This is a genomic window from Pseudomonas sp. FP603 (assembly GCF_030687415.1).
Lineage (GTDB): Bacteria > Pseudomonadota > Gammaproteobacteria > Pseudomonadales > Pseudomonadaceae > Aquipseudomonas > Aquipseudomonas wuhanensis.
This window is the reverse complement of the sequence record NZ_CP117431.1, coordinates 5852628-5867242: the sequence shown is the minus strand read 5'-3', so window position 1 is coordinate 5867242 and position 14615 is coordinate 5852628. Positions and strand designations below refer to the sequence as shown.

Annotated in this window: 11 protein-coding genes; 7 read left to right on the top strand and 4 right to left on the bottom strand. The window is 57.6% G+C overall.

Annotated features, from left to right (window positions below):
* The first annotated feature begins 164 nt into the window (after positions 1-164).
* The 3 genes from PSH65_RS27160 to PSH65_RS27150 all read left to right on the top strand — a co-directional run bounded on the left by PSH65_RS27160 (position 165) and on the right by PSH65_RS27150 (position 2869).
* A complete protein-coding gene (locus PSH65_RS27160) occupies positions 165-947 on the top strand; it encodes a class II aldolase/adducin family protein (protein WP_305423457.1) in 783 nt (260 codons plus the stop codon).
* On the top strand, positions 948-1850 hold the full coding sequence (locus PSH65_RS27155; protein ID WP_305423456.1) for an alpha/beta fold hydrolase: 903 nt from the start codon (positions 948-950) through the stop codon (positions 1848-1850).
* 110 nt (positions 1851-1960) lie between these two features.
* Positions 1961-2869: an SDR family oxidoreductase gene (locus PSH65_RS27150; protein WP_305423455.1), complete on the top strand. Its 909-nt coding sequence runs from the start codon at positions 1961-1963 to the stop codon at positions 2867-2869.
* Between the two features lie 51 nt (positions 2870-2920).
* On the opposite strand, the gene PSH65_RS27145 is transcribed toward PSH65_RS27150, so the two are convergent.
* The 4 genes from PSH65_RS27145 to ltrA form a co-directional block, all read right to left on the bottom strand.
* Complete coding sequence (locus PSH65_RS27145) at positions 2921-3547, bottom strand: hypothetical protein (protein ID WP_305423453.1); 627 nt, start codon at positions 3545-3547, stop codon at positions 2921-2923.
* A gap of 257 nt (positions 3548-3804) precedes the next feature.
* On the bottom strand, positions 3805-4068 hold the full coding sequence (locus PSH65_RS27140) for a bacteriocin immunity protein (protein ID WP_305423452.1): 264 nt from the start codon (positions 4066-4068) through the stop codon (positions 3805-3807).
* 1 nt (position 4069) lies between these two features.
* Positions 4070-6022 (bottom strand): S-type pyocin domain-containing protein, encoded by a 1953-nt coding sequence (locus tag PSH65_RS27135; RefSeq protein ID WP_305423451.1) that lies wholly within the window; start codon positions 6020-6022, stop codon positions 4070-4072.
* Positions 6023-6302: 280 nt separating this feature from the next.
* The gene (ltrA, locus tag PSH65_RS27130; protein ID WP_370694672.1) at positions 6303-7619 is read right to left on the bottom strand and encodes a group II intron reverse transcriptase/maturase; all 1317 of its coding nucleotides are present in this window, start codon (positions 7617-7619) and stop codon (positions 6303-6305) included.
* A gap of 345 nt (positions 7620-7964) precedes the next feature.
* On the opposite strand from ltrA, the gene PSH65_RS27125 reads away from it, so the two are divergent.
* The 4 genes from PSH65_RS27125 to PSH65_RS27110 all read left to right on the top strand — a co-directional run bounded on the left by PSH65_RS27125 (position 7965) and on the right by PSH65_RS27110 (position 14457).
* Positions 7965-8231, top strand: coding sequence for a hypothetical protein (locus PSH65_RS27125; RefSeq protein WP_305423449.1), 267 nt, complete (start codon positions 7965-7967; stop codon positions 8229-8231).
* 348 nt (positions 8232-8579) lie between these two features.
* Entirely contained in the window at positions 8580-10373 is a 1794-nt protein-coding gene (locus tag PSH65_RS27120; RefSeq protein WP_305423448.1) for a DUF1302 domain-containing protein, read from the top strand.
* A 23-nt stretch (positions 10374-10396) separates the two neighbouring features.
* On the top strand, positions 10397-11764 hold the full coding sequence (locus tag PSH65_RS27115; protein ID WP_305423446.1) for a DUF1329 domain-containing protein: 1368 nt from the start codon (positions 10397-10399) through the stop codon (positions 11762-11764).
* A gap of 140 nt (positions 11765-11904) precedes the next feature.
* Positions 11905-14457, top strand: coding sequence for a LuxR C-terminal-related transcriptional regulator (locus PSH65_RS27110; protein WP_305423444.1), 2553 nt, complete (start codon positions 11905-11907; stop codon positions 14455-14457).
* Positions 14458-14615 lie beyond the last annotated feature (158 nt).

The following is a 14615-nucleotide window of genomic DNA, read 5'->3' as shown; positions in this document are numbered from 1 at the left end:
TGGCGGCGATGCTTCGACATGGATCCAGACTCACCCGCGCACTGACTCGCTCGGCCATCAAGCTGGCTGCCAATGCAACTACCCGAAGTCCGAGGGCTGACTAGACTGCTGTAACGCAGCAAAAAACAATAAAAAACCAGAAGAATAAAAAGGGAATTCTTGCCGTGAGCGTAGCCCCCGTCCAATCGCCACACAGCATCAAAGACAAAGTCAGTGCCGCCGAATGGCAGGCCCGCGTCGATCTGGCTGCCTGTTATCGTCTGGTCGCCCTGCATGGCTGGGACGACCTGATCTTCACGCATATTTCCGCCAAAGTGCCGGGCACTGAAGACTTCTTGATCAACCCGTTCGGGCTGATGTTCCATGAAATGACCGCGTCGAGCCTGGTCAAGGTCGATCAGGCCGGCAACAAGTTGATGGACAGCCCTTACGAGATCAACCCGGCGGGTTACACCATCCACAGCGCCGTGCATGAAGTCCGTCATGACGTCGCGTGTGTATTGCACACCCACACTGCGGCGGGGGTGGCGGTATCGGCGCAAAAGCAGGGCATCTTGCCGATCAGTCAGCAGTCCTTGTTCGTCCTGTCCAGCCTGGCTTATCACGCCTATGAAGGTGTTGCGCTGAACCATGAAGAAAAGGCGCGACTGCAAGCCGACCTTGGAGAAAACAATTTCCTGATGCTGCACAACCACGGTCTGCTGACCTGTGGCGGCACCATCGCCGACACGTTCCTGATGATGTTTACCTTTCAGCGCGCCTGCGAGATTCAGGTGCTGGCGCAGAACGGTGGTGCGGAGCTGATCGCCATCGAGCCGCAGATTCTGGCGGGCGCCAAGGCGATGATCGCCGGTGTCACCAAAAGTGCTCAAGGGATGGGCGGCGCGCTGGCCTGGCCGGCGCTGCTGCGCAAACTCGATAAACAAGCCCCGGGTTATAAACTCTAAATGGCCCTCGCCGAGATTCCTCTGCGTGTCTGGCGCAAACGCAGCCAGACGTTCGTATTCCGTGATCAGACTATCCGCTATTGGGCTGCGGGGCAGGGCGAGCCGCTGCTGCTGATCCATGGCTTCCCGACCGCCAGTTGGGACTGGCATTACCTGTGGCAACCGCTGGCGCAGCGCTATCGGGTGATTGCCTGCGACATGCTCGGCTTCGGCGATTCGGCCAAACCGGTGAACCACGACTACAGCCTGCTGGAACAGGCCGATCTGCAACAGGCTTTATTGGCGCATCTGAACGTTGAGCACCCCGTTCACGTGTTGGCGCACGATTATGGCGACAGCGTGGCCCAGGAATTGTTGGCCCGGCACTATGAAGCGCGCGCTGATATCGCCAGTTGCGTGTTTCTCAATGGCGGGCTGTTCCCTGAAACCCATCGCCCGGTGTTGATGCAAAAACTCCTGCTCAGCCCCTTGGGCTGGATGATCGGGCGAGCCTTTACCCGTGACGCGCTGGTGAAGAGTTTTCAGCAGGTGTTCGGTCCGAAGACCCGGCCCACGGAAAGTGAACTGGATGATTTCTGGAGCCTGGTCGACAGCAATCGCGGGCAACGGATCATGCACAAATTGATCAGCTATATCCCGCAGCGCCGTGTCCAGCGTGAACGTTGGGTCAGCGCCATGCAGCGTGGCGAGGTGCCGTTGCGGGTCATCGATGGCGAGGTCGATCCGGTTTCCGGCGCGCACATGGTGGCGCGCTATCGGCAACTGATTCCCGACCCGGACACCGTCCTGCTGCCTGAGATCGGCCACTACCCGCAGATCGAAGCGCCGGCGCAGGTGCTCGAGCACTACCTGGAGTTTCGCGACCAGTTAATTTCACCGCCGCTCAAGTTGGCGTGTTCCTGACTATCCCGCTGCCTTATCGCGCACCATTCAGCCGCCCCCGTGTTCATTGTGACCGGCAGCCCCGTGGCTGACACTCGCACTCATTGTCCCCTGGCCTGCTGGAGTTCCCCATGAATGAGTCTGTGCGCTTCGAAGATAAAGTGGTGATCGTCACCGGTGCGGGCGGCGGCTTGGGTCGGGCGCATGCGTTACTGTTCGCAAAACAGGGCGCCAAAGTGCTGGTCAATGATCTCGGCGGCTCGGCTCAGGGCGAAGGCGCCAATGCCTCGGCAGCCGATCGTGTGGTCGCGCAAATTCGTGAAGCGGGCGGTACCGCAGAGGCTAACCATGACTCCGTCACCGACGGTGACAAAATTGTCCAGAATGCCCTCGATACATTCGGTCGTGTCGATGTCGTGGTGAACAACGCCGGCATCCTGCGGGACAAGACCTTCCACAAAATGGACGACAGCGACTGGGATCTGGTTTACCGCGTCCACGTCGAAGGCGCCTACAAGGTCACCCGCGCCGCCTGGCCCCACCTGCGCGAGCAAAACTATGGCCGCGTGATCTTCACCGCATCGACTTCGGGTATCTACGGCAACTTCGGTCAGTCCAACTACGGCATGGCCAAACTGGGCCTCTATGGCCTGACCCGCACATTGGCCATCGAAGGTCGCAAGAACAACATCCTGGTCAACGCCATCGCCCCCACCGGCGGCACCCGAATGACCGAAGGCCTGATCCCGCCACAAATGTTCGAGCAACTCAAACCGGAACTGGTCAGCCCGCTGGTGGTGTACCTGGCCAGTGAGCATTGCCAGGAAACGTCCGGGCTGTTCGAAGTGGGTGGCGGCTGGATGGGCAAGGTGCGCTGGGAGCGCAGCCTGGGCGCCGGATTTGATCCGCGGGTGGGTTTCTCGCCGGAAGATGTCGCGGCGCATTGGGAGCAGATCTGTGATTTCGAAGGCGCGGCGCATCCGAAGGACAATATTGAGGCGTTGAAGGAAATGATGGAGAACTTGCAGAAGTATTCGTAATGAGGTTTGAGGCCACCCAGTCGACGGTAGGTGATTGAGTGGCCTATTTGGCTATCGCTCGTATTGTTTTTCAGTCACGAATTTTGGCGCTTTCCAGTGTGGGCCTTTGAGAGCCATAGCCAAATCGCCCTCAGCCAATATGCCCTCCTCGAATAGCTCCTCGTAAGTCTTGCACAGCTCACCACGGGCGATCACTTCGAAGCGATAACGCCCAAACAGCATGTCAATCGAGGGAAATGCCAAGCCGATAGCCAGCACTGATAGCAGATCTCTTACAGATTCGTTTCGGATAGCTTGTTCGAGTTTCGCTAATGATGTTTTCGATCCACAACCTCCTTCGAAAGCCAGAATTTCCTGCCGTTTGGCGGCCTCAATGGCTTCGTCCGTATAACGAAGTCTTTCGTCGTTGCCGAGTTTGAAATCCTCAAGCGCTGCAGTATGAACATCGTTCCAGAGGGAAGCATTTTTCTTCGGTATAAAATCATCAGGAATGCCCATGGCTCTAAGTCTTTCCATCACACGAAGAGTATGTGCATAGAAGCGCCGGTCGGTATCGGTCATCTCAAATTTGCCCTCCAGAGTGTCCTTCAGACGCTGAACCATGATGCTGTCAGCACCCGAGCCACTTCTTGCAATGGCATACATTTCTTCCGATTCAGCTTTGTCTCTATCCGTCATACGTTGTGCTCGCTGCAAAGAGTTTTTAGTTTTTGCCGAGTAATTAACGTACACCAGCTTGCGAAGAGACGTGTCTGGTAGGTGAGTAAGCGTATGCCTGCATTATTGTGTGAATAATTGAAGGGATAGATTTCAGTCAGAATATTGTTGGCCAAATAAAGGATGTTTCGTACAGAACGGCAGGACGTAGCTTTCACGACTTTTGTCGATTAAGCAGTATGAGGGAGCAGGCACCTATAGTCAGTTCCCACTAAAGTTTATTGCTCGGGTTTGAAGCCTGGTTTTCCGTTGGCGGCTCGCCAATCTTTAATGGCTTTTAATACGCCAGCGGGGCTGTCTTCAACACCTTCTTCTGGGTAATACAAAATTCCTGTGCCGTTTGGGTGTTCTGAAGTGCTTACTATGTTGTCCACGATTTCATCGTGTTCTTTCTCTGATTTGTAATCCCCTTGAACCAAACGGTCTATAAGGGCAATGTATTCTGACTCTGTGTAATCTTCGAATTTATCTTTAAGTTTCATCTCATAGTTCTCCATTTTTGGAGTGGGTTTCAATGTGTTGCTTTGGTGTCAGTAGACGAAGATTGTCTATGTCGTAGACTGAGCCACCCTCACTGATAAGCGTAACATGGTGAATCTCAAACTTCGTACGTCTACCCACTTGCTCCGAAGGCGGGGCGCTTGGTGATAGACCATTTCTAATATCAAATTTGTTGAATAAGGTGAACTGAGCAATCAAGAATGGATCATTTGCTACAGCTTTCCAAAATGTCTCCCGAAAGGCTCTAAACGTCTTGAATTGGCGCCCTCGCAACTGATCTGCAATCTGCGACGGGATAGGCGTTCCCTCTCTTTGTGATGCTGAGGATAACCATGTCCCTGAAATTTTTTGTCCGAATCCGCTAGCCACACCAGGCTCATTCCGCCGATCCCTGAACATCGTGTAAACAGGCGGCATACCCGACTCAGCCGGAAACACCGTGATGAAGCCCCCAAAACTGTAGAGATCCAGCTCCGGGAACGTATCGACCCTTCCTTCGAGAGCGGTCACCGTAGTGCCGTCGTAAACGACGACATTCCGTTCGCTCGCCGGGAGGGAGGTTGACGCGTTGTTCGGCTTGACTATCGGCGTCCAGGTCATGCCGATGGATGGGGCATCCGGATTGTAGGACCTGTAGGCGTTCAGTGTCGTGTCGAGCGTGGCGAGCTGCACCGGCATTTTGGAAGGAGCCGCCGTTCCGTGGGTGGCCGCAACAAAAAACTCGGTGGTATTGCCCACAGTCCTTGAGCCCATCGCAACCGGCAGTTCAATGTATCCATTGGCCTCGGCGATGGCGTGCAAGTCAGGGAGGCCGCCGGGCACGAGATCCGAGAGCGGGACGCTCAAGGCGTGGAGATCGTCAGGCTCGGATGTCGAGAGTGAGAGGCTCCAGTTGTGGAGGTTGTCGGGCACCAGATCCGAAATCGGCGGGATGCTCATTTCGCGCCGATCGCTGTTACCTAGTGGCGAGGGAAACAGCAGTGCGGCGAATCCGACCATCATCGCACCTGCCGACGCGGTACCCGCCGCAATCACGACGGCTACTGCGCTTTGCAGCGCGCCCCTGATTGCCTGGGTAGTGGCTGGATTGGTGGCGAGACGACCCGTTGCCAAGGTGAAAACCGGGCCAAGTGCCACAGCCGATCCCGATACGGGAAACGGTCGATTGGCTCTGGCTGCGTCCATGGCCGCGATAAATGCATACAGTTTTTTGAGCTGGGCATCCGTTTTCGTACGCCTTTTTGCAGCAATCTCCTCTTGTTCTTTCGCCTCTTTGGCTTTGCGTGCTGCTTCCGCGGCCATTCGCGCCTGTTCCTCGGCCACGCGTCGGGCTTCAGCCTGGGCTCTTCCCTGAGCCGCTGCCGCCGCTTTTTCATTGGCGTCGGCAATGGCGTTGTTTTGTGTGGCTAAGCGGGCGTCCAACAGCTTTATCTGCTCAGCCAGGAACTTCGCCTCGTAAGCTGCGGCGTAAGAGATATTCCATTTTTCTACTGCTCTGTAATAACCTATTTGCCCTGAGCGACGACCCGCGGGGGCCTCGAAACCCTTGGTCAGTGGGTCATGGCCATAATAAAGATTGGCTACTCTTATCTGTTCTTGATGATCTGTCCTTGCTTTGAAAAGTTGCAGCTCAAGCGTCCGTAACTCAATCTCAAGAACATCGGTTCCAGGGGGGACAACAGCCGCAACAGCCGCTCTTGTATTTGCGAGTTCGGCATTGGTTATATGAATGATGTTCTTGAAGTTTTCGTTGAAGAGTTCCTCGGTATAAGCATTGTTGTCATTCAGCCAATCAGTGGCGGAATCCATTAAGTCATATCCACGATCGGAGTGGTCGGGGCCTGACGCGCCCCCGGCGCCAAATCCGAAGCCAAAAGGCGATGAAGGCTTGCGAGGTATACCTCTATTAACAAGGATGTTTTTTTCTTGCGGCATATCGAATTCCTTTCGATTCCAATACTGGAATAGCCATGCCGGCATCCAATGATGACGGCCGTTTATGGTCCTGTGTGTCAGCGCCATCCAGGGCGCCGAGAAAGACTATAAATTCCATCGTAAAAGCCGGGCAGGTGAGTGTTTCCGACAGTGATGTAGGAAACATGAAGTTTTATCTCGGAAACAAACCCAATCGGCATAGGGGACGGCCTTCACAGGCCGCTCCCCTGCCACACCACCCGGCATGCGGGTCCGCACCGGGCGGTTCGAGAGATTGAGGTTATGAGAGTCGTACCAGACCCAGTCTGTCGAACCACGCTATATCCAACACTCGATTCAGCTCAAATCGGCTGTTACGCCACCAACTATGCGAGTTGGCCGCCACTCTGCGGGCCGTTTGGCTGCTGGCTCCCAGCGCCCTCAGTTCGCGGTAGATCGTCGGTCCACGCCGCCATTGCTTCAGTTGGATCGCTCGCAGTCGGTGTCGTATCCATTCATCCAGCTCTCGCCAGATTTTCGGGGTTTGTGACAACCCAAAGTAAGCTGTCCAGCCCAAGAGGTAAGGGCGTAGATTTTCGACTACTTGTCGCATACTGCGGCCACCTGAGCGGCGGGTCAGTTCGCGTATCCGTTGCTTGAACTGCTTGCGCGCCTTGATCGCCACGGCTCTTTTGACGCCTTTGGGCGATGCCCAAAAGGCATACCCAAGAAACTTGCGACCAAACGCACTCGCCACCGCACTCTTGCTCTCATTGACGCTCAAGTGCAGCTTTTCGTACAGGCGCTTCAGCAAAGTCATTACCCGCTGCCCAGCCCTGCGGCTGCGAACGTACACATTCGCATCGTCGGCATAGCGCACGAAGCAATGCCCTCGACGTTCAAGCTCCCGATCCACTTCGTTCAGCAGCACATTCGCCAACAATGGCGACAGCGGGCCGCCTTGCGGCGCCCCGACGCGGCTTTTCTCGACCATGCCATTGATCAGCGTTCCGGCATCCAGATAGGCCCGAATCAGCCGGATAACCGCCCGATCCGCAATCCGTTTGCGCAAGCGATTCATCAGGATGTCGTGGTCGACCCGATCGAAGAACTTCTCCAGATCAACATCCACCACCACCTTGCGTCCCGAGGACACATGGCGCTGAGCCGCCATAACGGCATCCTGCGCAGAGCGTCCCGGGCGAAAGCCATAGCTGTGTTCACTGAAGGTTGGATCGAGCAGTGGTTGCAGGATTTGCAGCAAGGCTTGTTGGATCAGACGGTCGGTGACCGTCGGGATGCCTAACTCGCGCTGACCGCCGTCAGGTTTGGGAATGACCACTCGGCGTACCGGACTGGGCCGGTAGACACCTGATAGAAGCTGTTCACGAATCGCCGCCCACTGAGTCAGCAGATATTCGGCGGTCTGTTCAATGTCCAGACCGTCGACTCCCGCTGCACCTTTGTTGGCCTTGACCCGCTTCCACGCCCGCTTCAGGTTTTCTCTCGCAAAGGCCCGTTCCAGCAGCCCTTGCCCTGCATTGTCGGATTCATCTTGCGGGCGATCGACCTCGTCGCTGACAGGACTTCTCACGGCTTCACCGCTCGTTATCTCCATCCGCCCCGCGTTTGGCAGGCATCTGACTTCCGGTCTTTCGCATCAACATGGCCTATAACGCTTTCTCTCGTTCGGCCCTTCGTCAAAAAAAGATGACTACTACGGCCTCTGCTGACTTCTCGCTCCGGCTTGCACCGTCGCCCTTTCAGGCACAAGGCGAGATCTCCCCAGGTAAGAACACAATCCTTCCCCGCACAACCGCCGGATTTACGCAGCCTGATCCTTGACCACAAGAGCTTCGCGGTTTACGGCCCGCTCGCCCTGATCGGCTTCGCCTTGTATCCGGTTCTTGTTCATCGGCTCACGGTTTCGATTCACGCTTCCTCCCCACACTCGGTCGCCCTCATGCAGTTGCGCTTCACTTCGTTCGCTGTGGCCAGCTTACGGCGGGACTTTCACCCACAAGATTGCGCCCATGCTGGGCGCACCATAAAAAAGGCCGCTGCAAACGCAGCGGCCAAAGTAAGACGTTGGATCAAGGAGCAACAAAACAACGTCAGTGAACAGGGGGCGATGAGTCGAAAAAATACGCTTCAAATCATCTGGATTCTGTCGCCAACGGGGTGGGTCTATCATCCCCGTCGCTTCGTGCTTTCAGGCCGTTTGCCGTGAAAGCCCGGCAAGAATAAGGGCTTGAGCGCAAAGGAAAAATAGCGATTCCAGACATGCACTGTTGCAGTCTTAGCAACAGTCGCAGGCTGACCCCTGTAGCAGCTGCCGAACGCAGCCTCGCGAGCTCGGCAGCTGCTACAAGCAAACGAAGCTGCGCCATCTGCTACACGCCCTTCCATGCGTCCCGCTGATAACCCTCCATCCAGCCCATCCATACCCCGCGCAAACCCCCGTCCCATGCGGGCATTCATCCTTTGGAGGTACAACGCGAATACCTCCTTGGTGCGCTTATCGCTCCCGGCGCGCGGCAGTAGGGTGGGGCCTTCTGTCACTCACCGGGGAAGACGCATGACAAAAACAACAATGCGCGCCATCTTCAAACCGCAAGCGCTGGCCGCTGCGGTGGCCTTGGGTTGCTGCGCCGAGGCGCAGGCCGTTTCATTCAACATCGGCGAAATCGAGGGGCAGTTCGATTCCTCGTTGTCGGTCGGCGCGAGCTGGGGCATGCGCGATGCCGACAAGTCACTGGTGGGCACCGTCAACGGCGGTACTGGCCAGTCTTCAACCGGTGATGACGGGCGCCTGAACTTCAAGAAAGGCGAAACCTTCTCCAAGATCTTCAAGGGCATCCACGACCTCGAATTGAAGTACGGCGACACCGGTGTGTTCGTCCGTGGCAAGTACTGGTACGACTTCGAGCTGAAGGACGAAGACCGCGAGTTCAAGCAGATCAGCGACAGCGGTCGCAAAGAGGGCGCCAAGTCTTCGGGCGCACAGATCCTCGATGCGTTCGTCTATCACAACTATTCCATCGCCGATCTGCCGGGCACCGTGCGCGCCGGCAAGCAGGTGGTCAGTTGGGGTGAAAGCACCTTCATTGGCAACTCGATCAACAGCATCAACCCGGTCGACGTTTCCGCGTTCCGACGTCCTGGCGCCGAGATCAAGGAAGGCCTGATTCCGGTGAACATGCTGTTCGCCTCCCAGGGCCTGACCGACCAGCTCACGGTGGAAGGTTTCTACCAACTGGAGTGGGATCAGACCGTTCTCGACAATTGCGGCACCTTCTTCGGTGTCGACGTGGCGGCGGACGGTTGCAACAACGGTTACACCGTCGGCAGCCCGGCGATTGCCCCGTTGGCGCCGCTCGCGGCAGCCTTTGGCCAACCTATTCAGGTCACCCGCGAGGGCGTGATCGTGCCCCGTGGCGGCGACCGTGATGCCCGGGATTCTGGGCAGTGGGGCACAGCCTTGCGCTGGCTCGGTGACGACACCGAATACGGCCTCTACTTTATGAATTACCACAGTCGTACACCAACCGTTGGCACCACTACCGCCGGGCTGTCGACACTGGCCAGCCTGCCGGGCATGGTCCGCGCCGCCAACCGTCTAGCCCCGGGCAGCGGCTCGGGCCTGGCCCAAAGCGTGATGCTCGGGCGCGGCCAGTACTACCTCGAATACCCGGAAGACATTCGTCTGTACGGTGCGAGCTTCTCCACCACTTTGCCCACCGGCACTGCCTGGACCGGCGAAATCAGCTACCGGCCCAACGCTCCGGTGCAGGTCAACACCAACGACCTGACCCTGGCGTTGCTTAACCCGATCGCTGGCGGCGCCGCATCGCCTGTCGCGACTCGGCCAGGTGCCGACAACACGGGTTATCGCCGTAAGGAAGTGACCCAGGTCCAAAGTACCCTGACGCACTTCTTCGACCAAGTGTTGGGCGCCCAACGACTGACCCTGGTCGGTGAAGCTGCGGTGGTACGAGTCGGTGGTCTGGAGTCGCGGAGCAAGCTGCGTTATGGCCGTGATTCGGTCTACGGCCAGTACGGTTTCGGTGGCGATACCGACGGCTTCGTCACTTCTACCTCCTGGGGCTACCGCGCCCGGGCGATCCTCGATTACGCCAACGTGATTGGCGGGATCAACCTCAAACCCAACCTGTCCTGGTCCCATGACGTCGCCGGCTATGGCCCCAACGGGCTGTTCAACGAAGGCGCCAAGGCGGTCAGCGTCGGTGTCGATGCCGACTATCGCAACACCTATACCGCGAGCCTCAGTTACACCGATTTCTTCGGCGGTGATTACAACGTCCTGGAAGACCGTGACTTCCTGGCGCTGAGCTTTGGCGTGAACTTCTGATCTGGCTGAGAAGGATGATTTCAATGCGCAAGATGATTCTGCAATGCGGCGCCCTGGCCCTGAGTCTGCTGGCCGCCAACGTGATGGCGGCGGTCTCGCCGGAAGAAGCCAACAAGCTCGGTGCGACCCTCACGCCGCTGGGCGCCGAGAAGGCCGGCAATGCCGATGGCTCGATCCCGGCCTGGACCGGCGGCATCCCGAAAAACGCCGGCGCGGTCGACGGCAAAGGCTTTCTGGCCGACCCGTTCGCCAGTGAAAAACCGCTGTTTACCATCACTGCCGAGACCGTCGACAAGTACAAAGACAAACTCTCGGACGGTCAGATAGCGATGTTCAAGCGCTATCCGCAAACCTACAAGATCCCGGTCTACACGACCCACCGTACCGTCGCCCTGCCGCCGGAGATCTACGAATCGGCCAAGCGCAGCGCGCTGAACGTGACCAGCATCAACGACGGTAACGGTCTGGCCAATTTCACCGGCAACCGCTACTACGCATTCCCGATTCCGAAGAACGGCGTCGAGGTGCTGTGGAACCACATCACCCGTTACCACGGCGGCAATCAGCGACGCATCATCACCCAGGTGACCCCGCAGACCAACGGCAGCTACACGTCGATCCGCTTCGAGGAAGAAATCGCCGTACCGCAACTGATGAAGGACCTGGACCCGGACAAAGCCGCCAACGTGCTGACCTTCTTCAAGCAGTCGGTGACCGCGCCGGCGCGGCTGGCGGGGAACGTGCTGCTGGTGCACGAAACCCTTGATCAGGTGAAAGAGCCGCGGCTGGCGTGGATCTACAACGCCGGTCAACGTCGGGTACGTCGTGCGCCGCAAGTGGCCTACGACGGTCCGGGCACCGCCGCTGACGGCCTGCGCACCTCGGATAACTTCGACATGTTCTCCGGCGCACCGGATCGCTACGACTGGAAACTGATCGGCAAAAAGGAAATGTACATCCCCTACAACAGCTACAAACTTGACTCGCCGAGCCTCAAGTACGATGACGTGGTGAAGGCCGGGCACATCAACCAGGACTTGACCCGCTACGAGTTGCACCGGGTCTGGGAAGTGGTCGGCACGGTCAAGCCGAGCGAGCGGCACATCTACGCCAAGCGCCACATGTACCTCGATGAAGACAGCTGGCAAGTGGCGCTGGCGGATCATTACGACGGTCGCGGTCAACTGTGGCGGGTGGGCGAAGGTCATGCCCAGTATTACTACGATCACCAGACGCCGGCCTACACCCTCGAGGCGCTCTACGACATCATCGCCGGCCGATACATTGCCCTGGGAATGAAGAACGAAGAGAAGCACAGTTTCGAATTCGGCTTCGAGGCCAAGTCTGCGGACTACACCCCGTCGGCCCTGCGCGCCGAGGGCGTTCGGTAAGGGTTTTGATACATCGACATCACCAGAGGCGACCTGCGGGTCGCCTTTTTTATGGGCGCCAATCAGCGTCCTGAATACTTCTCAACAAGCGGGTTGGAGAGGGCTAGGGTGGCCGGACAATTATAAAAAGGCACGCCGCAATGACCGCCATGACTCCGTGTCTGGACCGTTCTGGATTCCTGCCCCGCCTGTCCTCTCATCACCTGTCGCGGGCTCGCTTGAGCGAACCGTTACTGGCCTCAACGGCACGGGTGAAATTACTCTGCGCACCCGCCGGCAGTGGCAAGAGCGCGCTGCTCGCCGAATGCCTGTTGCAGGCGCCCAGCCAGTGTCGAGTGCATTGGTTGCCATTATCTGGCGTGGCGTCGAGCGCGGCGGATTTTCGTCATCGTCTGGCAGAAACCCTGGGGCTGGCCTCATCGGATGAAACCGGGTTGCTGGGCTGTCTGGCGCGATTGCAGACGCCGACCTGGCTGTTTCTCGATGACTACTGCCGCCTGCCGAACCCGGAGCTGGATCTGTTACTGGATCGTATGCTGGCGATCAGCAGCCCGATGCTGACCTGGTGGCTGGGCGCCCGTCGCCGGCCGCCATGCAACTGGCCACGGCTGTTGCTCGATGATGAATTGTACGAGTGCGAGAGTGCTTCGCTGGCTTTTACCTCAGATGAAGTCGAGCAGCTATTGCGCCCCTGGGTGCCGGATCAGGCGAGCAAGGTGGCCAGTCGGGTTATTCAGCGCACCGGCGGTTGGTGTGCCGGTGTGCGCATTGCGCTGCTGCAGAAATGCGACTGGTCGCGCCAGGACAAACCCCAGGGGCGGGCGGACACCTTACTCGATTACCTGGAGCACGAGTTATTCAGTTCGCTGACACCGGAGTTGAGCGAGGCCTGGCGCGTACTGGCCCACTTGCCCCGCTTCAATGCCCGCCTGTGCGATCACCTGTTCGGGGCAGGAGAGGGCGCTCAGTACTTGCGGACCTTGCAAACGCTGGGCTGTTTTATCGAACCTTGGGGGGACTCCACCGATTGGCTGCAGATATTCACCCCGTTCACCCAGTTGTTGCGCGATGAGCCATGGCCGGCGGGACGCTCCTGGCATCGGCGTGCCTGCCAATGGTTCTGTACCGAACAGGACTGGAAATCGGCCTTCGAACAGGCATTGCTTGCCGAGGAGTACGAAGTGGCGGTCAGCCTGTTGCAGCACTTCAGTTTCGAGCATTTGTTCGAGGAGCAGACGGTGGTGCTGTTGTTGCGTTTGCATGAGCAGCAAGGAGGGGAACTGACGCTGGGCAGTCCGCAATTGGTCGGATTGATTACAGCTGCGCTGTTGTTCGCCGGACGTTTCGAACAGGCGACCGCCAGCATCGCTCACTTGGCGCATTTCACGCCTCAACCCTCGGCGGTGCTTCAGCGTCAATTGATTGCACGCTGGCAGGCATTGCAGGGTTGGTTGCTGCATTTGCAGGGACGAATGGAGGCTTCGCGCGCGCACTTCCTTGACGCGTTGAGCGCGCTCGATCCCGAATGCTGGACGGCGCGCCTGATGTGTTTGTCCGGTTTGACGCAACAGGCATTGCTAAGGGGCGAACTCGACGTGGCGCAAGCCCATAACCGCGAGGCGCTGTGCCTGGCGCGGGCGCAAGGTTCGCTGGTGTTCGAGGGCTTGATGGAACTCGATCATGCGCAGTTGCTGGAGCAGCGTGGAGCCCCCGGGCGCGCTGAAAGTCTGCTCGCCAATATTCATGAACTGCTTTGCCTGCAATCTGACCGCGCTGCGCCTCTACTGGGGCGAATCGCCTTGCGTCGCGGGCGCCTGGCCTTGTGTCAGGGACTGGATGAGCGGGCAGCAGATTTTTTTCAGGCCGGGTTGGAGGACTGCGTTCGCAATCAAGACAAGCGTGCGCTGTACGGTTTTCTCGGGCAGGCACAACTGGCCGCCAATCAGGGCGACTACGCCCAAGCCTTCGTCCGCCTGCGCGATGCCGAGCGATTGATGCAGCAGCGGCAGATTCCGGACACGGTCTACCGTGGTGCCCTGTTGCAGGTCAGCAGTCAGTGCTGGTTGCAACAGGGGCGTCCCGAACTGGCCCGCGAGGCGTTGAGCAGGGTGCTCAGACACTATCAGGGGCCACAGGCACGGCAGGCACCGCCGGCGACACTGGAGTTGATTCCGCGAATTGAGTATTTGTTGATTCTGGCTGAGGTCAAACTGCAGCGGGTGGAGGATCCTCTGGCTCGGCTCTCCATCCTGCTTGAGCAAGCACAAATGAATGGGATGATTAGCTTGGAGGCCGAGTTATTTCTGGCGATGTCCGAGGCGGCCTTCATATTGGGCGAACCTCTGTTATCCCGGCAGTATTTCGAGAAAGGCAAAGACAAAGCTTGCCGTTGTAACTTGCTACAGATGTTGTTCCAGTTACGTATGCGTTGCCCCAACCTTCTAGCAGAATTGCACGTTATCGATCAGGGCGAGCAGGGACCTCAAGAAGGACTTCGCGAGAGTCCACTGAGCCTGAGAGAGTCGGAAGTGCTCGCATTGATTGCGTCGGGCAATTCAAATCAGCAAATAGCCGAGATGCTATTCATATCATTACATACAGTCAAAACACATGTGCGGCGAATTTATGGAAAGTTAAGAGTGGAGCGTAGAACTCATGCTGTCGCCAAGGCTAGATTGCTGGGGTTGTGCTGATAGTGTGTTTTTAAAGTAGGGGTGTATTTTATTTTATAGCTTTGATGTCGGATTGTTTCTACATGGGTTGAAAAGAAGTTGAAGTGTCTTTGTGGTTTTCTTCTGGTTTAAGTTAATAGCACTGGTGAAGTGGTGAGTCTGGTCACTTCTTTTTAAAA